Source organism: Pseudomonas sp. PDM02 (assembly GCF_014852285.1).
Lineage (GTDB): Bacteria > Pseudomonadota > Gammaproteobacteria > Pseudomonadales > Pseudomonadaceae > Aquipseudomonas > Aquipseudomonas migulae.
Map to the genome: position 1 here is coordinate 434,690 of NZ_JACVBL010000003.1, position 22,837 is coordinate 457,526.

At 60.9% G+C, this 22,837-nt stretch carries 18 protein-coding genes; 13 read left to right on the top strand and 5 right to left on the bottom strand.

Annotated features, from left to right (window positions below; translation table 11 throughout):
- Positions 1-4 precede the first annotated feature (4 nt).
- The 10 genes from IB245_RS08245 (at position 5) to IB245_RS08290 (ending at position 12,892) form a co-directional block, all read left to right on the top strand.
- Complete coding sequence (locus tag IB245_RS08245) at positions 5-952, top strand: transporter (RefSeq protein ID WP_192227274.1); 948 nt, start codon at positions 5-7, stop codon at positions 950-952.
- A 61-nt stretch (positions 953-1,013) separates the two neighbouring features.
- Positions 1,014-1,994, top strand: coding sequence for an AAA family ATPase (locus IB245_RS08250; RefSeq protein WP_008036331.1), 981 nt, complete (start codon positions 1,014-1,016; stop codon positions 1,992-1,994).
- Positions 1,994-2,941: a DUF58 domain-containing protein gene (locus IB245_RS08255; RefSeq protein WP_192227275.1), complete on the top strand. Its 948-nt coding sequence runs from the start codon at positions 1,994-1,996 to the stop codon at positions 2,939-2,941. The genes IB245_RS08250 and IB245_RS08255 overlap by 1 nt, the downstream gene beginning before the upstream one ends.
- Positions 2,938-3,513 (top strand): DUF4381 domain-containing protein, encoded by a 576-nt coding sequence (locus tag IB245_RS08260; protein ID WP_192227276.1) that lies wholly within the window; start codon positions 2,938-2,940, stop codon positions 3,511-3,513. The genes IB245_RS08255 and IB245_RS08260 overlap by 4 nt, the downstream gene beginning before the upstream one ends.
- The gene (locus tag IB245_RS08265; protein ID WP_192227277.1) at positions 3,500-4,492 is read left to right on the top strand and encodes a vWA domain-containing protein; all 993 of its coding nucleotides are present in this window, start codon (positions 3,500-3,502) and stop codon (positions 4,490-4,492) included. The genes IB245_RS08260 and IB245_RS08265 overlap by 14 nt, the downstream gene beginning before the upstream one ends.
- 1 nt (position 4,493) lies before the next feature.
- Entirely contained in the window at positions 4,494-6,074 is a 1,581-nt protein-coding gene (locus tag IB245_RS08270) for a VWA domain-containing protein (RefSeq protein WP_192227278.1), read from the top strand.
- Positions 6,071-7,501 (top strand): BatD family protein, encoded by a 1,431-nt coding sequence (locus IB245_RS08275; RefSeq protein ID WP_192227279.1) that lies wholly within the window; start codon positions 6,071-6,073, stop codon positions 7,499-7,501. The genes IB245_RS08270 and IB245_RS08275 overlap by 4 nt, the downstream gene beginning before the upstream one ends.
- Positions 7,498-8,523, top strand: a complete 1,026-nt coding sequence (locus IB245_RS08280; protein ID WP_008030176.1) for an HAD family hydrolase — start codon at positions 7,498-7,500, stop codon at positions 8,521-8,523. Before IB245_RS08275 ends, IB245_RS08280 begins: the two co-directional genes overlap by 4 nt.
- A gap of 70 nt (positions 8,524-8,593) precedes the next feature.
- Positions 8,594-10,168: an arylsulfatase gene (locus IB245_RS08285; protein WP_008036341.1), complete on the top strand. Its 1,575-nt coding sequence runs from the start codon at positions 8,594-8,596 to the stop codon at positions 10,166-10,168.
- A 210-nt stretch (positions 10,169-10,378) separates the two neighbouring features.
- Positions 10,379-12,892 (top strand): fused MFS/spermidine synthase, encoded by a 2,514-nt coding sequence (locus tag IB245_RS08290; RefSeq protein WP_192227280.1) that lies wholly within the window; start codon positions 10,379-10,381, stop codon positions 12,890-12,892.
- A 122-nt stretch (positions 12,893-13,014) separates the two neighbouring features.
- Here the strand turns inward: IB245_RS08290 and IB245_RS08295 are convergent, their stop codons facing one another.
- Positions 13,015-13,686 carry a DUF3313 domain-containing protein gene (locus tag IB245_RS08295; RefSeq protein WP_192227281.1) on the bottom strand — a complete coding sequence of 224 codons (672 nt, stop codon included), beginning with the start codon at positions 13,684-13,686 and terminating at the stop codon, positions 13,015-13,017.
- Positions 13,687-13,899: 213 nt separating this feature from the next.
- Here IB245_RS08295 and IB245_RS08300 point away from each other — a divergent pair, with 213 nt between their 5' ends.
- Positions 13,900-16,254, top strand: coding sequence for a tetratricopeptide repeat protein (locus IB245_RS08300; RefSeq protein ID WP_192227282.1), 2,355 nt, complete (start codon positions 13,900-13,902; stop codon positions 16,252-16,254).
- A gap of 146 nt (positions 16,255-16,400) precedes the next feature.
- Here IB245_RS08300 and IB245_RS08305 read toward each other — a convergent pair whose 3' ends face one another.
- From IB245_RS08305 to IB245_RS08320, 4 genes are all read right to left on the bottom strand, one after another.
- Entirely contained in the window at positions 16,401-17,369 is a 969-nt protein-coding gene (locus IB245_RS08305) for a hypothetical protein (protein WP_192227283.1), read from the bottom strand.
- A gap of 89 nt (positions 17,370-17,458) precedes the next feature.
- Positions 17,459-17,938, bottom strand: a complete 480-nt coding sequence (locus IB245_RS08310) for a DUF934 domain-containing protein (protein ID WP_192227284.1) — start codon at positions 17,936-17,938, stop codon at positions 17,459-17,461.
- Entirely contained in the window at positions 17,935-19,608 is a 1,674-nt protein-coding gene (locus IB245_RS08315) for a nitrite/sulfite reductase (RefSeq protein WP_192227285.1), read from the bottom strand. The genes IB245_RS08310 and IB245_RS08315 overlap by 4 nt, the downstream gene beginning before the upstream one ends.
- Positions 19,609-19,733: 125 nt before the next feature.
- A complete protein-coding gene (locus IB245_RS08320) occupies positions 19,734-20,741 on the bottom strand; it encodes a glycosyl hydrolase family 18 protein (protein ID WP_192227286.1) in 1,008 nt (335 codons plus the stop codon).
- A gap of 304 nt (positions 20,742-21,045) precedes the next feature.
- Between IB245_RS08320 and ccoN the strand changes: the two genes are divergently transcribed.
- Together ccoN and IB245_RS08330 are read left to right on the top strand one after the other, a co-directional pair.
- A complete protein-coding gene (gene ccoN / locus IB245_RS08325; RefSeq protein ID WP_008030155.1) occupies positions 21,046-22,473 on the top strand; it encodes a cytochrome-c oxidase, cbb3-type subunit I in 1,428 nt (475 codons plus the stop codon).
- 14 nt (positions 22,474-22,487) lie between these two features.
- Complete coding sequence (locus IB245_RS08330; protein WP_192227287.1) at positions 22,488-22,709, top strand: cbb3-type cytochrome c oxidase subunit 3; 222 nt, start codon at positions 22,488-22,490, stop codon at positions 22,707-22,709.
- Positions 22,710-22,837 lie beyond the last annotated feature (128 nt).

The following is a 22,837-nucleotide window of genomic DNA, read 5'->3' on the forward strand; positions in this document are numbered from 1 at the left end:
AGCCATGGTCAGGTCTTTTGTGGTACGTCCTTTGTTGGCCCTCTGCGTGGTCGGCAGCAGCCCGCTGGCACTGGCGGCAGAAGGCGGTGGCGGCCGGCCGATGACCGGCTTGCAGGTGTTTTCCAATGCCGGGATCGTGCCACCGGAACCCGGCTGGGTGATGTCGCTGAGCAGTTTCTGGTACGACGGCGAGCTCAAGGGTAACGTGCAAGTGCCTATCGTTGGCGCATTGAGTGCCGGGCTTGAGCTGCAAGTGTCTTACACCATGGCCAACTTCACCCATGTCTGGGATACCGGCAAGGGTCGCTGGAACTACGCGTCGGCGATTGGCGTGCCGGTGCAGTACACCGACATTACCGCGAGCGTCACCGGGCCTCGTGGCCGGACGCTGGGAACGGAAGATACCGGCACCCAGTTCGCCGACCTGCTGGTGACGCCCATCGCCGCCGGCTACCACTTCGACGAGGTCAACCACCTCTCGTTGTCCTTGCCGATCTACCTGCCGACCGGCGCTTACAACGATGATCGCCTGGCCAACGCCGGGCAGAACAACTACACCTTCATGCCCACCGTGGCCTTCACTCACCTCGACGGCAAGGGCGGCGAGTTCACCTTGTCCGGGGGGCTTGAGTTCTACACCGAAAACGACGCCACGGACTACAAGAACGGCAACCTCTTCACCCTCGATGCGCTATGGACCCACGGTTTCGGCAACGGCTGGAACGCCGGCATGGCCGCGGGCTACATCCAGCAGCTCACCGACGACTCCGGGTCAGGCGCCAACAGCGGCTTTCGCGGACGCTCGGTGGGCGCCGGTCCGACGGTGGGCTGGGCCGGCAAATTCGCCGACGCCCAGGCCAGCGTCAACGCTCGCTGGATCCCGGAGTTCGACACCAAGAACCGGCCTGAAGGCAACGGATTCAGCGTCAACCTGACTTTGGCGTTCTTCTAGAAGTGAACAGGGATCGCCAGTTTTATCGATCAACCTGCCAACCTTGAATAAAGGCCCCTCAATGACCGCACTCAACGACCTCAATGCCCTGCAAGCCAGCATCGCCGAAGCGGTGCTGGGCCAGGATCAAGTGATCCGGCAGATTCTGCTGGGCCTTCTCGCTAACGGCCATTTGCTCCTGGAAAGCTTGCCCGGGCTGGCCAAGACCCGCACGGTGAAAGCGCTGGCCAAACACCTGGACGCGAAGATGAGCCGCATCCAGTTCACCCCTGATCTCCTGCCGTCGGACATCACCGGGGCCGAAGTGCTGCACCAGATCGATGGCAAGAACGAGATCCGGTTCCAGCCCGGTCCACTGTTCGGCAACCTGATTCTGGCCGACGAAATCAACCGCGCACCGGCCAAGGTCCAGGCGGCCCTGCTGGAAGCGATGGAAGAACGGCAAATCACCGTGGCCGGCAACAGCCATGGGCTGCCGGAGTTGTTCATCGTGGTCGCCACCCAAAACCCCATCGAACAGGAAGGCACTTACCCGCTGCCGGAAGCGCAGATGGACCGTTTCCTGATGAAGGTGCTGCTCGATTACCCGAGCGCGGAAAACGAGAGCCAAGTGCTGCGACTGCTGCGTGAAGAGGAGTTTGCGACGGGCGCCAAGACCGCGCCGGTGCAAGGTTTCGCGCTGTCGCAGGACGTGATATTCGCTGCACGCCGGGAGGTCAGCGCCATCCATGTGTCCCCGGCCATCGATCGTTACCTGATCGACCTGATCAACGCCACCCGCCATCCGACGGATTACGACGCGGACCTGGGCCGCTGGATCGCCATCGGCGCCAGCCCGCGCGGCGGCATCGGCCTGGACCGTTGCGCCCGTGCCGATGCCTGGTTGCAGGGGCAGGATTTTGTCTCGCCGGACAACGTGCGCGCCGTGGTGCATCCGGTGCTGCGCCATCGTTTGCAGCTGAGTTATGACGCGGTCGCTGATGGCGTCACGGCCGATCAGGTACTGGATCGCCTGCTCGATAACGTTGCGATTCCTGCCTGATGTTGAAAACAAAAAGTGTCGACGGTCTGGTCTATGTCTCTCTGGCGCAATTGATGGCGCTGGAATTCAAGGCCCGTGACCTGAGTTTCCTCGCACGCCAGCCGCAAGGCAGCATCCTCGCCGGCAACCATGCCTCGCGGCTGCGGGGGCGTGGGCTGAATTTCGATGAGCTGCGCCGCTATCAACCGGGGGACGACTTGCGTCACCTCGATTGGCGCGCCTCGCTGCGCACTGGCAAACCGGTGGTGCGCACGTTCACCGAAGAGCGCGATCGCCCGGCGTTGATCCTCGTGGACCAGCGCATGTCGATGTTTTTCGGCTCGCAACGCAGTTTCAAATCCGCGGTTGCCGCCGAACTCGGCGCACTGGCGGCGTGGATGGTGTTCAACGCGGGCGACCGGGTTGGAGGGTTGGTATTCAACGACTCACGGATCGACGCGATTGCCCCGTTGCGCAGCCGCAAACGGATCGAAGCGCTGTGCAGTCGCATCGTCCAGCAGAATCAGGCATTGAGCGCGGCCAACCCGGACGCCGAGGGCGAAGATCAACTCGATAAAGTCCTGCAACAGTGCCTGGCTGTGGCCGGTCACGATCACCTGATCTGCATCGTCAGCGACTTTGCCGGTGCGGGCGAACACACCTTGCAACTGATGCGGCAACTGGCGGCGCATAACGATGTGATCGCCATGCAGGTGTACGACCCGCTGGCGTTGAACCTGCCGAAAAATGGCCGCTTGCTGATTACTCAAGGTCAGTTGCAAGTCGAGCTGGCGGTCGAGCAACGCAGCGTTCATCAGCCGCTGGGGGATTTTCTCAGCGGTCGGCTCAAGGACGTCGCCACGCTGCTGCGGCGCAGTCAGGTGCCGTTGATGATGTTCAGTACGGCGACCGAGGCGCAGGCACAACTGCGCGCGGAACTGGGCAAACTCGGCGGGGGGCGGCGATGAACCCGAACGTGCCGAGCATTGAGCAACTCAAGGAAATGGCCCTGCCGGCGCCCGTCAGTTACGCGCCACAAACGTGGGGCTGGTGGGTGTTGTTGGCGGTGTTGATGGGCGCCGTGTTGCTGGTGGGTGCGCGGCGGTATTGGCAGTGGCGGCGGGATCGGTATCGGCGCGAGGCATTGGTGCGGTTGGCTGAACTGCAAGGCAGCGATGATCAAATCAGCGCCCTGCGCGAACTCCCCGAACTGCTCAAACGCGTAGCCCTGTCGATGCCAGATCCCGTAGGAGCGAGGCTTGCCCGCGAACCAGGCCCCACGGTATCCCAGACAAACCGTGTAATCGTTCTTCGCGGGCAAGCCTCGCTCCTACAAGGTCCTGCGGCGTTAGGTAATGAGCGTTGGCAGGCATTTCTGGCGCAGCACAGTGCGCAGCCGTTGCCGGCGGATTTCAGCCGGCAATTGGCGTTGCTGGCCTATGCGCCGGATGCAACATTGCTGGCGTTGCCCAATGATCAGCGTCAGCAGTTGTTCGACACCTGCAAACACTGGGTGGAGTCGCATCATGTGGCAGCTTGATTACCCTTGGCTGTTACTGCTCCTCCCGTTGCCCTGGTTGGGTTACCGCTACCTGCCCGATTACCGCGAAGCCCGCAGCGCCGTGCGGGTGCCGTTTTTTGGCGCCATGAGCCGCGCGGTCGGTCAGGCGCCGAGCGCCGCCGGTACACGCAACAATCGCTGGCAATTGCTCCTGAACCTGCTGGTCTGGGCGCTGTTGCTGCTCGCGGCCGCACGCCCGGTGTTCGTGGAAAAACCCATCGAACGCCAGCAACCGGTGCGTGATCTGATGCTGGCCATCGACATCTCCCAGTCAATGGAAACCACTGATTTCACCGATGCCAACGGGCAGAAAATCAATCGTCTGGCGGCGGTCAAGGACGTGGTCCACGGTTTTATCGACAAGCGTAAAGAAGATCGCCTGGGCCTGATCGTGTTCGGCAGCGGCGCGTATCCGCAGGCGCCGCTGACACTGGATCACGCCAGCCTGTCGCTGTTGCTGGACGACACCGGCATCGGCATGGCCGGACCCAACACCGCCATCGGTGATGCGATTGGCCTGAGCCTGAAGTTGCTGGATCAGGCCCATGAACAGGAAAAAGTCCTGATCCTGCTCACCGACGGCAACGACACCAGCAGCGCCATCACCCCGGATCACGCGGCGTCGATGGCCGCCGCCAAAGGTGTGGTGATTCATACCATCGGCATTGGCGACCCGAGCGCCGAAGGCGAAGCCAAGGTCAACCTGCAAGGCTTGCAGCAGATCGCCGACGCCACGGGTGGCAAGTTCTTCCGCGCCGAAGACCGCACCGCGCTGGATCAGGTCTACAGCACCCTCGACACGCTGACCCCGCACCAGGTGAAAACCCTCAGCCACCAACCGAAAAGGGATCTGTTCTGGTGGCCGCTCGGCGCCGCTATCGGTTTGCTCGCGCTCTACCACCTCGGCGCCCTGCTGCGTCCGCACCTGACCCTCGCGCGTCAGCGGCAGGAGGCTTGAGATGGAGATCAACCTCAGCGACTTGCACTTCCTCCGTCCGCTGTGGCTCTTGCTCGTGCCGTTGGGTGCCTTGCTGCCGTGGCTCTGGAGGCGCAGTCGGGATGTGCAGCGGCGTTTGCGCAGCAACATTGCCGAGCACTTGCTGCCGCACTTGCTGATGACCCCGCAGGACCAACAGCGCTTGCGGCCGGTGCATCTGGTATGCGCGCTGTTGATGTTGGGCGCCCTCGCCGCTGCCGGGCCGACCTGGGAGCAGGACCAGCCGGACTTTCTGGAAAATCGTGCGCCGCTGATCATTGCCATCGACCTCTCGTCCTCGATGGACGCCAGCGACGTGCAGCCCAGTCGCCTGGAAGCGGTCAAACACAAACTGCACGACCTGATCCAGCGCCGCGCCGGTGCTCGCAACGCGCTGATCGCCTACGCCGGCAGCGCGCATCTGGTGCTGCCGCCAACCGACGATCCGGCGTTGCTCGATACGTTTATCCAGGCATTGAGCAGTGACCTGATCGGCAAACCTGGGAAGGATGTCGGCGCGGTGATCGACGAGGCCAAACGCCTGTTGGCGGCGGAGAAAACGCCGGGCACGTTGTTGCTGATCACCGACGGCGCCGACACCTCGCAACTCGCCGGCCTGGGCAAGCAACTGAACGACAGCACGCTGCAAGTGTTGATCCTCGCGGTCGGGCGCGAGGATGGCGGGATCATTCGTGACGCCAATGGCCAGCCGCGCACCGACAGTAATGGCCGCCCGGCCCTTGGCCGTTTCGACCAGGCCGCGCTGAAGCAGTTGGCATCAGCCATGGCGGCGCCGCTGGGCAGCCTGACGCTCAATGACAACGATCTGGACTGGATCGAACTGCACGCCCGTCAACATTTCCAGGCGACCAGTGACGAGCAGCGTGAGTTGCATTGGAAAGACGCCGGATACTGGCTGTGCTGGCCGCTGTTGCTGATCGCGTTTTTCTGCGTGCGCAAAGGCTGGAGCCTGAACTGGACGGCCGGTTTGCTGCTGGCGCTGGGTATCGGTTTTCAGCCCACCAATGCCCAGGCCAACGCTTTGACCGATGCATTTTTTACCCCCGACCAGCAAGGTCGCTGGGCCTTCGAACATGAGCACTTCCCGCAGGCCGCTGCGCTTTTTGTCGATCCGTACTGGAAAGGCATCGCGGCCTATAACGCGGCGGATTTTGACCTCGCGCTGGCGAGTTTTGCGCGACTGGAAACACCCCAGGCGTATTTCTACCTGGGCAATATTTACGTGCGCCGTTTCAAGTTTGATCAGGCCATCGCGGCCTACACCCAGGCGCTGAAGCTGCAACCACAGTTCCCGGAGGCCACGGCCAATCTGGCGTTGGCCATCGCCCTGGAAAAAGACACCGAAAGCGCCGAACAGAACGCGCCTGAGGTCAAACCCGACGAAATCAAGATGGACAAGGCGCCGGGCAAGGGACAAAGCAAAACCGTGGAGACCGAGCAGGCAGCGTCGGACGCGTTGTGGTTGCAGAACCTGACGACATCGCCAGCGAAATTCCTCAAGCAGAAGTTCAGCTTGCAGGATCAGGCGGGGGGCAAGCCATGAATCGGGTGATGGCCATCGCCGGCAAGCCGGCTCCTACAGAGGATTTGTGGCGATCACAAAAATTTGATTTCAATCCAATCAACTGTGGGAGCGAGCCTGCTCGCGATGGCGTCCGCTCACTCACCACAAATCTCTGCGCTTTGCTCTGCTGCCTGATCACCACATCCGCCCTCGCCGCTGAACCCGAACTGCGCATCCAGACCCGCCTGCAACCCGCTGCCCCGGTCATGGTCGGCGGCCTTCTGGAACTGCAACTCGACGTCCTCACCGACAGTTGGTTCACCGACGCCCCCGCCCTGCCCGACCTGAAACTGCCCGGCGCGCTGGTGCTACCGCCCGACGGCCACGCCGAGCACATCAACCAGACGCTGGACGGCAAGGCGTTCAACGGCATGCGCTACAGCTACCGGATCAGCCCGAATCAGGCCCGGGATTTTGACATTCCGGCGCTGACCGTGCAGGCCACGCCGGGCCAGGCCAGCGCCCCGTTGAGTGCGCAAAGCAAGCCGCTGCATTTCACCGCCAAGCAACCACCTGGATTCAAATCCGGCGAACCGGTACTGGTGGCGCAAGGGCTGCGTTTCACGCAAAAAGTCATCGACTCGGCAACGCCTTTGAAGGTCGGCGACAGCCTGACCCGGCAACTGACCTTACAGGCCGACAACGCCATGGCCATGTCGCTGCCTGCGCCGTCACTGGGCGATGTCAGCGGCCTGAGCCGTTACCCGAAGAACCCGCAAATCAGCAGCCTGGACGACGGCCGGGGCAACTTCACCGGCGGCCAACGCATCGACACCGTGACTTACCGTATCGACAGCGAAGGCCATCACAGCCTGCCCGCGATCGAGTTGAAATGGTGGGATGCCAGCAGCCAGCAAACCCGCACCGCGCAAGTGCCGGCAGTGAGCTTTGAGGCCATCGCCAACAGCGCTTACACGCCTGTGTTCTCGATTGCCGAAGACCTGAAACAAATGGGCGAACACAGTCGCGTGCGTTTTTCCAGGCACTGGCTGGTTGTCTTGCTGCTGCCGGCAGTGCTGCTACTGGGCTGGTTCGCAAGGCCTTTCATGCATCGCGTTTACCTGTCCGTGCGCGACCGACGCCGTGCCCGATACGCCGCGTGGCTGCAATCCGCCGACTACGCCTGGCGGCAGATTCCACGGCAAATCAACGCCACACCGGCGCAACTCAGCGCCCTGTACCTGTGGCTCAAACGCAGCCGCGGAGGCCTGAAATTGAGCGTCCTCGGACCGCGCCTGCAGGACCTGTTACGCGCCTGTTACAGCCGTCAATCGACCGAAGATCAGGCGCTGCGCCAACTCGGGCAATCCTTGTCTACGCTGCATAGTCAGGCGCGAGGCAGCAACGTCCGGACCGTTCCCGCACTGCGGCCGCTCAACCCCGTCCACGAGAAGGAATTCCCATGACGAACGCGACATCAAGCCACCATCGTTTCGGGCTGACGCTGCTCTTCACGCTGATCCTGCCGCTGCTGGCGCATGCCAACGAGCCATTGCCGTCGTGGAATGACGGCCCGGCGAAAAAGCACATCATCGAGTTCGTCCAGACGGTCACCGACCAATCCAGCAGGGACTTCGTCAAGCCCGCTGACCGCATCGCCGTGTTCGACAACGACGGCACCTTGTGGAGCGAGCAGCCGATGTACTTCGAGCTGCTGTTTGCCCTGGAAGAGGTCAAGCGCACCGCGCCGCAGCACCCGGAATGGAAAACCACCCAGCCCTTCAAGGCCGTCCTGGAAAACGATCACCAGGCACTCGCCGCCGCCGGCATGGACGGCATCATGAAGATCTTCGGTGCGACCCACACCGGCATGACCACCGAAGCCTTCGACGACTATGCCAAGACCTGGCTGAGCCAGGCCCGGCATCCGAAGACCGGCAAGCCGTACACCGAGATGATCTTCCAGCCGATGCTGGAAATGCTCGACTACCTGCGCGGCCAGGACTTCAAGACCTACATCGTCTCTGGTGGCGACACCGGGTTCATGCGCGCCTTCGCCGAGAAGGTCTACGGCATCCCGCCCGAGCAAGTGATCGGCACCACCTTCGTCACGGCGTTCCAGTTCAAGGACGGCAAGGCTTCGATCGTGCGCACGCCCAAGCTGGCCCATAACGACGACGGTCCGGGCAAACCGGAAAGCATCGACGCGGTGATCGGCAAGCGGCCAATCCTGGCGTTCGGCAATTCCGACGGCGACCTGCAAATGTTGCAGTGGACTGCCGCCGGCCCCGGCAAACGATTCATGGGGTTGGTGCACCACACCGACGCCAAACGCGAATGGGCCTATGACCGCAAGTCCGATATCGGGCGCCTGGACAAAGCCCTGGACGAAGCAAAAACCCGTGGCTGGACTATCGTCGACATGGCGTCCGAATGGCGCCGGATCTATCCGTTCGAGGCAGCCGCCACTCCCGAGCAAGTGCAATAAAAAGCGTGACGCAGGACTGCAATAAACGTTTGTCGCACCACGCGACACTAGCGCAAAAGGAGCAAGTCAGATGACTCGCATACGCAAGTGGCTACCGAAACTCGCCCTGGTGGCGGCCTCGGTGATGGCGATTTCGGCGACTGCCGGGGCTGCCGAAAAACCCAACATTCTCGTGATCTTCGGCGATGACATCGGCCAGACCAACATCAGTGCCTACTCCATGGGCGTGGTCGGGTACAAGACTCCGAACATCGACCGGATTGCCAAGGAAGGCATGCTGTTCACCGACTATTACGCGGAGAACAGCTGCACGGCCGGACGCTCATCGTTCATCACTGGCCAGACGCCGTTGCGTACCGGCCTGTCGAAAGTCGGCGTTCCAGGTGCGCCGGTCGGCATTCAGAAACGCGACATCACCATTGCTCAGGCACTCAAATCGCAAGGCTACGCGACAGGCCAGTTCGGCAAAAATCACTTGGGCGACCGGGATGAATACCTGCCAACGAACCACGGCTTTGACGAATTTTTCGGCAACCTGTACCACCTCAATGCCGAAGAAGAGCCGCAACGACCGTATTGGCCCAAAGATGACCCCGAGTGGGTCAAGGCCAACTCTCCACGCGGCGTGATCCACAGCTTTGCCGATGGCAAGATCGAGGACACCGGCGCCTTGACGACCAAGCGCATGGAAACCATCGACGACGAAACCACCGCCGCTGCGCAAGCGTTCATCGAGAAACAGGCCAAGGCCGATAAGCCGTTCTTCGTCTGGATGAACACCACGCGCATGCACGCCTTCACTCATGTGCGTGAATCGATGGCGGGCCAGAGCGGCATGCCAGGCAACGAGTACGCCGACGGCATGCTCGAGCACGACGGGGATGTCGGCAAACTGCTCAAGACCCTCGATGACCTGAAAATCACCGACAACACCATCGTGGTCTACACCACCGACAACGGCCCGAATCAATGGTCCTGGCCGGACGCGGCGACCACGCCGTTCCGTAACGAGAAGAACTCCAACTGGGAAGGTGCCTACCGCGTTCCGGCCATGGTGCGTTGGCCGGGCAAGATCAAACCGGGCGAGGTTTCCAACGAACTGTTCTCGGGCCTCGACTGGTTCCCGACCTTGCTGGCGGCTGCTGGCGACGACGGGGTCAAGGACAAGCTGCTCAAGGGCTGGGCGCCGGCTTCAGGCGGCACCAGTTTCAAGGTGCATCTGGACGGGTACAACCAACTACCGTACCTGACCGGCCAATCGCCTAAGAGTGAGCGCACGCAGTTCTTCTACTTCAACGATGACGGCGTGCTCGTGTCCATGCGCTCCGGCAACTGGAAAGCGGTGTTCTGCGAACAACGCAAACCAGGTGGTTTCGAAGTCTGGGCCGAACCGTTCGTCTGCCTGCGCGTACCGAAAATCTTCAACCTGCGCATGGATCCGTATGAACGTGCCGATGTGGTTTCCGACCAGTATTACGACTGGACGGCCAAGAATGCGTACCTCGTATCGCTAGCGTCCACCCAGGCCGCGAGATTCCTGGAAACCTTCGTCGAGTATCCGCCTAGCCAGAAACCGGCGAGCTTCAGCATCGATCAGATCCGCGCGGATGTGGATCGACGGATTGAAGAAAAAGCCAAGAAATAACGTTTGACCGCCGCTCGCCCTGACCGGGCGAGCGGCCCTATTCCATGGTGCAAACACAAACCCTGTAGGAGCCGGCTTGCTGCGGGCGGCGTTCCGACGATAGCGGTCTTCCAGTCAATCAATCGGTGTCTGACCCACCGCTATCGCCAGCAAGCCGGCTCCTACAAGGATTTGTGTTTTATTTGAATTTTTGTACAAGGCAATAGCCCTATGTCCTCACGTGTCGCCAGCAAGTCGTCGGCCATTCCTGTTCCTCATGCCGCCTCCCCCGCGCTGCTGATCCCGGCCCTGTTGCTGTTCGTCTCCGGTGCTGCGGCGCTGGTGTATCAGGTGCTGTGGATCAAGCAACTGTCGCTGGTGGTCGGCGTCGAGGTCTATGCAATCACCACCGGTATCAGCGCTTTTTTTGCCGGGCTGGCCTTGGGTGGATGGCTGTTCGGACGCTGGGCGGATCGCTTGCAGCAGCCCGTTCTGCTGTATGCAGGGCTGGAAGTGGTGGTGGCCGTGCTGGGTGTCGGCGCGACCTTTGCCATGAGTCTCGCGGCCAGCCCGTTTGCCTGGCTGGAACAACACATCGGTCTGGCCGCATGGGCATTGCCGTTTGCGTTGGTGGGTATTCCGGCGCTGTTGATGGGCGGCACCTTGCCGGTGCTGGTGCGCTCGCTGGCCACCGACCCGCAGCATCTGGGCAAGGCTGGCGGCCAGCTTTACGCGGCGAACACCGCCGGGGCCATCGCCGGCACCCTGCTTGCGGCGTTCGTGCTGATTGCCACCCTCGGCGTGCGCGGCAGTGCCCTGGCCGCCGCGATGCTGAACCTGCTGGCCGCCGCCGGCGCCTTGTGGTTTCAGCGTCACCGTTCACTGCCGGCCGTTGCGCCGGCAAAACACACGTCGAGCAAAGCGCCCGACCGACTGGCCTTGTGGCTGTACTCGATTGCCGGCGGCGTGGCCCTCGGTTATGAGGTGGTCTGGTCGCAATCGATCGTGCAGTTCATGAGCACCCGCACCTACGCCTTTGCCGTGGTGCTGGCGACGTACCTCACCGGGCTGTTTCTCGGCAGTGTGCTGCTGGCCCGTCGGGTGGAGCGCATTCGTGATCCCTGGGGAGTATTCGGTTTGCTGATCGCCGGCGCCGGGCTGGTCGCGTTGCTGGAAATCGCCCTGCTCGGTCGCTGGTTGGTGGTCGCGCAAAGCCTCGCCGAAGCCTGGGTGTTGTCGCTGGGTGCGAGTGAGTTGCCGGGCATGAGCGCGCGGTTTGCGGTGGCGGCGTTAAGCATCGTGTTTGTGCCGACGCTGTTGTTGGGCGCGGCGTTTCCCCTCGCCCTGCGCCTGAGCGTTGGCCGCGAGCGGGTCGGCCAGGATGTCGGCGCTGTCGTGGCGTTCAATACGCTGGGCGGGATTGTCGGGGTGATGCTCTGCGGGTTTGTGCTGATCCCGTGGCTGGGCCTGGTACGCACATTGGGGCTGTTGGCCATTGTCGCCGCCGGGATCGGGTACTTCGCGGTGCGCAAGGGTCACGGGGTCAAGAAAGGTCGGCGCCAAGCCGTGGTGGCTATCGGCCTGTTGTCGGTGGCGGTGGCGGTATTTACCCCGGTGAACAAACTCGCCAGCCTGCTCCCCGGTGCTCGCAACGCCACGCTGGCCTTCTATGAAGAAGGACGCGGCGGGACCGTGGCGGTGGTCACCCAGGGCAAGGGACAGAAAGCCTTCCAGCGTTTGTACATTCAAGGCGTGTCCAACACCGGCGACGCCATGCCGTCCCTGCGTTACATGCGCATTCAGGCGCTGCTGCCGCTGCTGATCCACAACGGCGAACCGCGCTCGGCGCTGGTGATCGGTTTTGGCACCGGCATCACCGCAGGCGCATTGACCCGTTATCCGGGGCTCGAACACCGGGTGGTGGCCGAGTTGCTGCCTTCGGTGGTCAAGGCTGCGCCGCTGTTCAAAGGCAACTTCAATGCCGCCGCCGATCCCGGCGTTGACGTACGCCTGCGCGACGGGCGCCAGGAGCTGCTGCGCAACCCGCAGCGCTATGACTTGATCACCCTTGAACCGCCACCGCCCTCCGCGGCCGGCGTGGTCAATCTTTACTCCCGGGACTTCTACCAACTGGCCGCCAGTCGTCTGGAGAAACAGGGGCTGGTCGCGCAGTGGCTGCCGCTGCCCACGCAGAACATCGACGATTCACGCTCCCTGGTGCGCAGCTTTCTCGATGTGTTCCCGTACGCCAACGTGTGGACCAGCGAGTTCCACGAAATGCTGCTGGTGGGTTCGATGGAACCGATTGCGCTGGATGTGGCAAAAATCAGCGAGCGCTTCCAGCAGGACAGCGTGCGCAGCACGTTGCAGGACGTGGGCATCGGTTCCGCCAACACCTTGCTCGCCACGTGGGTCACCGATCGCACGGGGCTGGAGCGTTTCGCCGCCGATGCCCCACCAGTGACCGACGACCAGCCGCGTATCGAATATGCGCCGTGGGTGCGGGCCAAAGAGATCAGTCGGGTGCTCCCCGCCCTGCTGGACTTGCACGTCGCGCCACCGTTAGTGAATGCCGATGCGGGATTCATCGAGCGGATGAATGCGCACCAGCAGCGCTTGATGCAGTTCTATCGGGCGAGCCTGCATGCCTATGACGGCGACCGTGATGCGTGGGCCAGGGATATTCGCGAGGTGATGCGCGGGGATGGGGGGAATCCGTATTACCGGTGGTTTGTCGGGGAGTGATGCGGTGCCCATAAGTACGCTTTCGCGGGCAAGCCTCGCTCCTACAGGTCCGAGTCGTACACATTTTTTGCATCCGACCGCAACTCTGTAGGAGCGAGGCTTGCCCGCGAAGCTTTTTGCGCTTACTTGGATTTGAGCTTCAGATACGACTGATGCATATCCGCAGCCCAGCCATCGATCACGCTTTTCACGTCATCGGCCTTCATCACCTGCGACTCGTTTTCCAGCGGTTTGCCGGTGCCCTTGCGCACGACCTGGGCCACGACTTTATTGCTGCCGCCGTCGAGGAACACCGCTTCGGTGGCCAGGTCGGTCTGCTGATCACGAATACCGCTGGCAGTACTCACCGCCGCTGCCACCAACGCAATCGGGATCACTTCATAAGGTTTCAGCCCTTCGGTCTTGCTGCTCACGGCAGTGATCGCGGCGCGCACCACAATCACACCCGGGCCAGGGCCTGAGGCCAGAGGCAGGGATTTGCCGATTTCGCGTTTGAGCGCCTGATCGTAATAACTGGTGATTCCGTTCAGGGTGGCCTGAGGGATTTTTACGGTTGCCTGAGGCTTGGGATACAGCTGGGTCGGCTCGATGTACACGCTTTGGAATTTCTTGATGTCAACTTTCGGATCGATCCAGCGCATCACTACTGCACCCGAAGGTGATTTGGCTTCCTGGAGTTGGCTGTAATTTTTGAGGAAGCCTGAATACTCGTCTGGCTCGACCTTTTTGCTGGCGCAGCCAACTACGCCGATCGAGGCAATACACAATGTACTCATCATCAATGCAAGCTTCATGCGGTAACTCCTGTAGGGCGGTCGACTACGGTTTGGAAACGGTTTAACAGGTATAGCTAATGCAGCGCGTTTTGTTGTGCAGAATCACAACATTCATCTATCGCCGCGCAGAGGATCACACCTGTCATTTGACAGACGCCCGGCATCCGTCAAAGCTGCATCGAGCTAGAACGCGCGCCTGACGGCAAACGCACCCGGACTATGGAAGTCGCAATGCCGAAACATAAAAACAAAGCAGTCGCCCCAAACCCTGATTCGTCACCGACTTCGTTTTCTCGTTATCTGTTTCCCGTTCTCATCAGCGTGCTGCTCCTGGCGATCGGGGGCATTGGCTGGTTTCTGTTCAGCAGCCAACCGGCCCCGGTGACCTATGCGCCGCCGCTCAGTACACCGGTCATTGCTCCTGAAAAACCCGTGGTCGCCGCGCCGGCGAAGATGGTCGATGAGCAACAGTGCCAGGCTTGCCACAGCGAGCAAGTGAAGGACTGGCAAGGCTCGCATCACCAATTGGCGATGCAGGAAGCCAGCGCCGGGACGATGCTCGGCGACTTCAACAACGTCACCTTCAAGGCCGAAAACGAGACGACCCGGTTTTCGCGCAAGAACGACGAATTCTGGGTCAACACGCCGGGCATTGATGGCAACAACGCTGATTTCAAGGTCGCCTACACCTTTGGTATCGCGCCGTTGCAGCAGTATTTGATTGAGGTCGGTGATGGTCGGTTGCAGGCGTTGGGTGTCGCTTGGGATACCGAGAAACACCGCTGGTTTCACCTCTATCCGGGCCGGGGTGTGAACTTCAAGAACCCGTTGCACTGGAGCAAGCCGAGCCAGAACGCCAATTTCATGTGCGTCGAGTGCCATACCACCGGCTACAAACGCAACTTCGATGCGGCTAAAAACACCTTTGACAGTCAGTGGAACAGCCTTGGCGTGGGTTGTCAGGCGTGCCACGGTCCGGCGTCCAGCCACCTGGAATGGACCGCGAAAAAGACTGATCTGATCCACGCCGGTTTCGCCGTCGACCTCAAGGACAAGGACGCGACCGTCGAGATCGAAACCTGCGCCCGCTGCCATTCACGGCGCGCACCGCTGGGTGATGGCTTCACCGTCGGCAAGCGCCTGATGGATGACTATCTGCCCAGCCCCCTGACCCGCGAGTTGTATGCGCTGGATGGCAAGATCAAGGACGAAGTGTTCGAACACGGTTCCTTCGCCCAGAGCAAAATGTTCGACAAGGGCGTGCGCTGCAGCAACTGCCACAATCCCCACAGCAACGAACTCAAGGCACCGGGCAACGGCGTCTGCCTGCAATGCCACAACAGCGCCGGCAAAACCTCGGTGGCCGGTGTCGAGGGCAAGGGCTTGCAAGCGAAAAACTACGATTCTGTCGAACACACCCGCCACGCCATGGGCCAACCGGGTTCGCAGTGCGTGGATTGCCACATGCCCGGCAAGTTCTACATGGGCAATGACTTTCGGCATGACCACAGCTTCAGCATTCCCAACCCTGAGCGGGCGAAAAAACTCGGCACGCCGGACGCCTGCCTGACCTGCCATCAGGGTAAGGCCGGTGACAAAATCACTGAACAATTCAAGCTCTGGAATACCGCAGCCACCGCCGCCCAGGCGCCGCGTTACGACGAAAGCCTGTGGCTGATTCGCAATGGTCAGCCCAGCGCGGCGCAAGCCTTGTACGAACAGCTGCAACGCAGCAACCTGCCGGCGATCCAGCGCGCAACGCTGCTGGCCGAGTTGCCGCTGTACCCCAGCGAACAGGCGTTGAAACTGGCGACTCAGGACTTGCGCAACCCGGCACCGCAAGTGCGTGAAAGCGCCGTTCGGGCGATCAGCGCGTTCCTCCCGCCGCCGGAGCGCGCACCACTGCTGACACCGTTACTGGGTGACCCGGTCAAAGCGGTACGCATCGCTGCCGCCCGGGATCTGCTCAGCGTCGCCCGCGACGGTTTGGGCAGCGCTCAGGCGAACTGGAACGCCGCCATCGCCGAGTATGAGGATGTGCAAAAGAGCCTGGCCGAACGCGCGGAAGCCAACCTCAACCTCGCCATGCTGTATCAGGCCAGCGGTCGCAGCGCTGAAGTTGAAGCGCTGCTGCGCACGGCGCTCCAGCGCGATCCGGACTTTTACCCGGCGCTGGTGACGCTGGTGCAGTGGCTGGAAGCCAGTGGGCGCGGTCAGGAGGCACAGACCCTGCTGGAACAGGGCATCAAGGAGCATCCGGACGCCGCTTTGCTGTTGCATACCCAAGGGTTGTCGCTGATACGAGCGGGTAAAACGGCCCAGGCCATGCCGGTGCTGCGCAAAGCCGCCGGGCTGGAACCCCAGAGCGCGCAATTCGGCTATGTGCTGGCGGTGGCGCTGCATGACAGCGGCAAGGTCGATGAGGCCTGCGAGGAACTGGAACGGTTGTTGAAGGTGCAACCGGCGAACCGCAATGCGCGGTTGTCGTTGATCCAGTACTACCTGGAAAACGGACAGGAGCCCAAGGCCCAGGTGCTGTTGCAGGGCTGGAAGAAGATGAACATGGGGGATCCGGCGTTGAAGTGATCCGAGGGTTGATTCGAGGGCCCCTTCGCGGGCAAGTCGGATCGCCGCACCGCTCGCTCCTACAGGTATTGCGTAATCCTTGTAGGAGCGAGCGGTGCGGCGATCCGACTTGCCCGCGAAAGCGTCACCACGGTCTTAACCTTACATCACCACGAAGAACCACTCTTCAACGCCAACTCCCGCCGACTGTTAGCCCGCATCGCCTTGATCAACGACACCGTGCCCACCAACAGAATCGCGGCGCCGAACAGGAAGTCGATGTTGTACAACTGGAAGTCCTCCAGCGGTCCCACCAACAGCACGCGGATCGCGCCGATACTCACCAGTGTCGCGAGAAAATCGATGCCCGGTTCGTCGCGGTAAAACACGTGCATCAGCGGCAGGCAGATCACCAGCAACAACAGCAGCACGATCACCTTGAACGAGCCTTTGCGCTCGACACTGAAGGCGCACTCATTGGCCGCGTAGGGCTTGTAATCGTCCTCGCGAACCAATGAATTTTTCTCGTTGATGTATTCGACCCGGTTGTACTTTTGAATCGGCGTGAAGGTGTTGGACATCTCCATGAGGGTGGTGATGCGTTTGAACTTCAGGTCGATCCGTTCATTGCCCTTGAGGATGTACAGCACCGGTTTGTAGCCGTAGCGCCAAGTGTCGAACGGAAACGCCGCCGCCCGCCCCTGCACGCCGATAGGCCGGGACTCAAGCTCGGCGTAGGCACTTTTGTCGAGCGAAGAGAGGTTGCGACTCAGCGGCTTGATCTTGACCTGCTCAAGGAAGATCGGCGTGACGCCGTAGGACCATTGAAGAGGTTCCAGGCGCAGGCGCAACTCGTTGCGGCCCAGGTCATACCGATCGAAAGTGCGCTCGGAGACGATGACCGCACCCGAGAGCATGAAATCGCCCCGTACGTTGTTGGTGATGCGCAGGGTCAGGTGATCCTTGCCCAGCGCCGCCGCATCGCTGGCCGGTGGCGTGCCGCACCAGGCGGAACTGTCGGCTGAGGCCCCGAGTTGCCCGTCACGGTTCTCCTGGAACAGATACACATAACTGCCCCACAGGGCCGCCATCAGCAACACTGCGACCAGCCCTAAAACTTTCTTGCCCGCGCTCAAACCAGACTCCTTTCTTTGACCCGCTTCCTTATGAGGCGCGGACTCTATCAAAACGGGGTCCCCGGCCAAAGCAAAAAGTCGTGTGGTTTTCAGCGGCGCCGAAACAACGGTCGAGGCTCGATCACCGAGCGGCCATACAACACGCTCATGCCGGCGAGGCCCTTGAGCGCGTCTTCGGCGGATTTGTCCTCGCGCACCGCAAAGCTGTCGAACCCGCATTGGCGCATGTGGCTGAGTTGATCGCGCAGGACATCGCCAACCGCGCGCAATTCGCCGGTCCAGCCCAGTCGGGTACGCAGCAAATACGCCTGGCTGTAACCACGACCGTCGCGAAAACTCGGGAAATCCAGCGCAATCAGCGGCAGTTGGTCGAACCACGGCTTGAGGCTTTCCACTTCATCGTCCGGCCCCAGCCACACGCCCTGCCGCCCGGGTTCCTCCAGCCAGCAGGCCAGCGGGACTATCACCGGACCTGACGGCAATCCGGCGGCAAGCTCCCTGACCAGGGTCCACGGATCGGCGCTATCGATCCGCGCTACACCGGCCTCCAGTCGCAGCAGATTGTTCATGCCGAGACCTCCAGCAACTTCGGATAGACCGCCTCTTTGAACGGCTCCAGACCAAGGCGCTGCAACGTGTCGACGAACAGTTCCTCACTCTCGCGGTAACGCACGAACGTGGCGATGATCCGCTCGATCACGTCGGGCACTTCAGCCGCGCTGAAGGATGGGCCGATGACTTTTCCCAGCGCGCTGTTCTTGCCCTGAGCGCCGCCGAGGGTGATCTGGTACCACTCGCTGCCGTTCTTGTCGACGCCAAGAATGCCGATATTGCCGATGTGGTGATGGCCGCAGGCGTTCATGCAACCGGAAATGTTGAGGCTGATGTCGCCCAGATCATGCAGATAATCCAGGTCGTCAAAACGCGCCTGAATGCCTTGCGCAATGGGGATCGACTTGGCGTTGGCCAATGCACAGAAATCGCCGCCGGGGCACGCGATGATGTCGGTCAGCAAACCGACATTGGCACTGCCCAACCCATGCTCGCAAGCCACACGCCAGAGCGTGAACAAGTCCGACTTCGGCACGTCCGGCAGGACGATGTTCTGTTCATGGGCAATGCGGATTTCGCCGAAACCGAATTGCTCGGACCACGCGGCCACGGCATCCATTTGTTCGCCGGTGACATCTCCCGGCGGCGAAGCACTGCCCGGTTTGGTCGACAGCACCACACTGGCGTAGCCCGGCACCTTGTGCGGCTGGACGTTGCGCGAGACCCAGCGGGCGAATGCACTGTTTTCGGCCAGGCGGGTGCCGAACTCCAGGTCGGTACTGGACAGCGAACGGTAATCCGGCGGCACGAAGGCACTGGCGACACGCGCATATTCATCGCCGGTCAACTGCGCCGGACCGTCCTTGAGGTGCTGCCACTCCTCCTCCACTTCCCTGGCGAAGGCTTCGATACCGAGCGCCTTGACCAGAATCTTGATCCGCGCCTTGTACTTGTTGTCCCGCCGACCGTGGCGGTTGTAGACCCGCAGCACCGCTTCGACATACGACAGCAAATGCTGCCACGGCAAGCCTTCGCGAATCTGCAGGCCAAGAATCGGCGTGCGTCCCAAACCACCGCCTACGATCACCCGCAGGAGCATTTGTCCGTCGGCGCCGGGGTAAAGATAAAGACCGATGTCGTGCATCATGATCGCCGCGCGGTCCTGTACGGCCGAGCAGATGGCGATCTTGAATTTGCGTGGCAGGAACAGGAACTCCGGGTTGATCGTCGACCATTGGCGCAGGATTTCCGCCAGCGGTCGCGGGTCGATCAACTCGTCCGCCGCAACCCCGGCGAAGGCTTCGGTGGTGATATTGCGCACGCAGTTGCCGGACGTCTGGATCGCGTGCATTTCTACCTGGGCCAGGCGTTCGAGGATTTCCGGCACCTGGGCCAGTTCGATCCAGTTGAACTGCATGTTCTGCCGGGTGGTGAAGTGGCCGTAGCCACGGTCGTAATCCCGGGCGATGCTCGCCAGCGTACGCATCTGTTGCGCACTCAGCGTGCCGTAGGGAATGGCCACGCGCAGCATGTACGCGTGTTTTTGCATGTACAGGCCATTCTGCAAGCGCAACGGCAGGAATTCCTCTTCGCTCAACTCGCCTGCCGTGAAGCGTTCGACCTGATCACGAAACTGCGCAACCCGCTCGAAGACCAGCGCCCGGTCATAGTCGTCGTACTGATACATGTGGCTACCTCATCAGGATGGGACGGGCTCTGTGGCTCGTTTTCGATGAGGCGACTATGAGGGGCACCGGAAAAACATTACAGATTCAGGAGACTTCAAAAAAACCATATCAGTTTGATGGATCACTACTGAGGTTGATTCGGCATCTCATCAACGATGGGTGCGTAAAGCCTTTTGAAGCGCCAATCGTACGAATCGCCGGCCTTGTTGGTGCCACACTCCCAACTGCACGACCACGTCATCAAGCCTCTGATCCGGTTGCCGTCTTTTACCAGTCGCTTGAGTGCATTTTTCACAAAAGCGGGATCAACTACATATCCGTTGGCGGCTGCATCGATATTGCTGGGCAAGCCGATAACGAATTTGTCGGCAGGGATTTTGGTGAAACCCAAATCACCTGTTACCAATGCGGCGGTCAGGTAGTAGAGGAACTCTTCCTTGCGCACTCCATCGTCCTGCGCAAGCCATGGTGGGTTAAGCCCTGGGACACTAAGCCCATCGCCGCGCTGGTTGTAATATTGAGGGGCAATGAAGTCGTAATGGTCCTTCAGCGCAGTCAAATACGGTAGGTACTTACCCCCGGTTCTCAGATACGGGAACTCTGGCGCCATGCTGATGATGAAGTGTTTACCCTCTTTCCCGTAGTGTTCCCTGACCAGTTTAAGCGCCGCCGGAATCACCTTATTGTTATCGGCAAAGTCGATAGCGGCCTGCTCCAGATCGATGTCCAGCCCATCAAAACCATAGACTTCCGCCAATCGGATAATTTCAGTGGCAAGCGCCTGTTCCTGACCATTGCGCAGCTCAATGTGAGCATCGGCGCCCCCCAGTGAAATCAGCACCGCGCGACCTTGCTTGTTGAGTACGCCGACCTGACGCCGAAACTCCACATCGGTCTGGTTGTATGGCTTGAATGTCGGGATACCGGCCCCCTTCATGAACGCGACGGCCACAACGTTGTATTCGACGGGGATGTCTTCCAGTTGCACTTCACCCGTCAATCCGCCTTGATACCCGACACTCGGCCCCCAGTTATGCCAAAAACCCATGAATATCTTTTTACCGCGAATATCGGGCATCACGGACGCGTCATCGGCAGGCGCCTTGGGGCCTGTATAAGTGGAAGTTGTCATTGGTTCACCCTTGAGTTCAGAACATCCTGTATGAAAGTGCCCCTCCTGATCGCCATGACCGGCAGGGCTGACTTGCCTTGAACGCAACCACTGGAACTCACCACTACCCAATGCGTCAGCGGGTTTATTAAACCGCTGGATTCAATCCGCCGATACTGTCAACTCTGACAGGTACGGCGCCTTTATCTGATCCGTATTAATTGCGCTTTCCTGAATCTGTTTTGTTTTCGATGAGATTTCTACAGTTCACGGCATGCCAGTCCGGGTGGCCTGGCAAGACTTTGCAACCGTGGAAGCATTGACCATGAGCACAGCAACAATCGGACAGGCCTATAACTACAAGGTCGTCCGCCAATTCGTCGTGGCGACCATTTTCTGGGGCGTCGTGGGGATGGCGATGGGGGTGTGGATCGCCTCGCAACTGGTGTGGCCCGAGATGAACCTCGACCTGCCGTGGACCTCGTTCGGGCGTTTGCGTCCGCTGCACACCAGCCTGGTGATTTTCGGCTTTGCCGGCAGCGCGCAGTTCGCCGCCAGTTACTACGCAGTGCAGCGTACCTGCCAGGTGCGGTTGTACTCGGACACCCTTGCCGCCTTCACCTTCTGGGGTTGGCAATCGGTCATCGTGGTGATGCTGATCACCCTGCCGCTGGGCTACACCACCACCAAGGAATACGCCGAGATCGAGTTCTCCGGCGCGGTGTGGATGACCGTGGTCTGGGTGGCGTACGCCGTCGTGTTTTTCACCACGGTGGTGCAACGCAAGACCCATCACATTTACGTCGGCAACTGGTTTTTCGGCGCGTTCATCGTGGTGATCGCCATGTTGCACGTGGTCAATCACCTGTCGATTCCGGTGGACTGGTTCAAGTCCTACCCGGTGTATTCCGGCGCCACCGACGCCATGGTGCAGTGGTGGTACGGGCATAACGCGGTGGGTTTCTTCCTGACGACCGGGTTCCTCGGGATGATGTATTACTTCGTGCCGAAACAGGTCGGGCGGCCGGTGTATTCCTATCGTTTGTCCATCGTGCATTTCTGGGCGTTGATCACCCTGTACATCTGGGCCGGCCCGCACCATTTGCACTACACCGCATTGCCGGACTGGGCGCAGTCGTTGGGCATGGCCATGTCGCTGATCCTGTTGGCGCCGAGCTGGGGCGGCATGATCAACGGCATGATGACCCTGTCGGGTGCCTGGCATAAATTGCGCACCGATCCGATTTTGCGTTTTCTGGTGCTGTCGCTGGCCTTCTACGGCATGTCGACTTTCGAGGGGCCGATGATGGCGATCAAAACCGTGAACGCCCTCTCCCACTACACCGACTGGACCATCGGCCACGTGCACGCCGGCGCCCTCGGTTGGGTGGCGATGATCACCTTCGGCGCGGTCTACCACATGATTCCGAAAGTCTTCGGTCGCGAGCAGATGTACAGCACGCCGCTGATCAACCTGCATTTCTGGCTGGCGACCATCGGCACCGTGCTGTACATCGCCTCGATGTGGGTCAACGGCATCACCCAGGGCCTGATGTGGCGCGCGATCAACGACGACGGCACGCTGACCTATTCCTTCGTCGAAGCCTTGCAGGCCAGCCATCCGGGATTTGTGGTGCGGTTTGCCGGCGGCGTGTTCTTCCTCAGCGGCATGCTGTTGATGGCGTACAACGCCTGGCGCACCGTGCGGGTTTCCGACGTGGCGATGGCTGAACGTGATGCACGGATTGCCTGAGGCGAGGAGCTGAGATGTTCGAGATCGTGTTGAATATCGTGGGTGTTGCGGGGCTTTGGCTGGCGGTCGAGTACTGCCTAAAGCAGCAGACAACGGAGAGTCTGGAGGAAGCGAGCCTGATCCCGTTTGCCGATGACCCGGAGGTGGCGCGACGGGTGGAGTTGGCGACGGGGAAAGTGGTGAAGGCGGTTGCGCCGGAAGTGGCAAAACCCGGTTGGATAAACCTCGAAATCTGATGCACCGCAGATCCATTGTAGGAGCGAGACCGGCTTGCCGGCGATAGCGGAGGGTCAGGCAGCATAAATGTTGAATGCTGAACCGCAATCGCGAGCAGGCTCGCTCCCACAAGGGGTTGTTGTCAGGT

Bases quoted from the DNA above. Each gene is read 5' to 3' on its own strand.
- IB245_RS08245 (WP_192227274.1), top strand. From the start codon at position 5: ATGGTCAGGTCTTTTGTGGTACGTCCTTTGTTGGCCCTCTGCGTGGTC.
- IB245_RS08250 (WP_008036331.1), top strand. From the start codon at position 1,014: ATGACCGCACTCAACGACCTCAATGCCCTGCAAGCCAGCATCGCCGAA.
- IB245_RS08255 (WP_192227275.1), top strand. From the start codon at position 1,994: ATGTTGAAAACAAAAAGTGTCGACGGTCTGGTCTATGTCTCTCTGGCG.
- IB245_RS08260 (WP_192227276.1), top strand. From the start codon at position 2,938: ATGAACCCGAACGTGCCGAGCATTGAGCAACTCAAGGAAATGGCCCTG.
- IB245_RS08265 (WP_192227277.1), top strand. From the start codon at position 3,500: ATGTGGCAGCTTGATTACCCTTGGCTGTTACTGCTCCTCCCGTTGCCC.
- IB245_RS08270 (WP_192227278.1), top strand. From the start codon at position 4,494: ATGGAGATCAACCTCAGCGACTTGCACTTCCTCCGTCCGCTGTGGCTC.
- IB245_RS08275 (WP_192227279.1), top strand. From the start codon at position 6,071: ATGAATCGGGTGATGGCCATCGCCGGCAAGCCGGCTCCTACAGAGGAT.
- IB245_RS08280 (WP_008030176.1), top strand. From the start codon at position 7,498: ATGACGAACGCGACATCAAGCCACCATCGTTTCGGGCTGACGCTGCTC.
- IB245_RS08285 (WP_008036341.1), top strand. From the start codon at position 8,594: ATGACTCGCATACGCAAGTGGCTACCGAAACTCGCCCTGGTGGCGGCC.
- IB245_RS08290 (WP_192227280.1), top strand. From the start codon at position 10,379: ATGTCCTCACGTGTCGCCAGCAAGTCGTCGGCCATTCCTGTTCCTCAT.
- IB245_RS08295 (WP_192227281.1), bottom strand. From the start codon at position 13,686: ATGAAGCTTGCATTGATGATGAGTACATTGTGTATTGCCTCGATCGGC.
- IB245_RS08300 (WP_192227282.1), top strand. From the start codon at position 13,900: ATGCCGAAACATAAAAACAAAGCAGTCGCCCCAAACCCTGATTCGTCA.
- IB245_RS08310 (WP_192227284.1), bottom strand. From the start codon at position 17,938: ATGAACAATCTGCTGCGACTGGAGGCCGGTGTAGCGCGGATCGATAGC.
- IB245_RS08315 (WP_192227285.1), bottom strand. From the start codon at position 19,608: ATGTATCAGTACGACGACTATGACCGGGCGCTGGTCTTCGAGCGGGTT.
- IB245_RS08320 (WP_192227286.1), bottom strand. From the start codon at position 20,741: ATGACAACTTCCACTTATACAGGCCCCAAGGCGCCTGCCGATGACGCG.
- ccoN (WP_008030155.1), top strand. From the start codon at position 21,046: ATGAGCACAGCAACAATCGGACAGGCCTATAACTACAAGGTCGTCCGC.
- IB245_RS08330 (WP_192227287.1), top strand. From the start codon at position 22,488: ATGTTCGAGATCGTGTTGAATATCGTGGGTGTTGCGGGGCTTTGGCTG.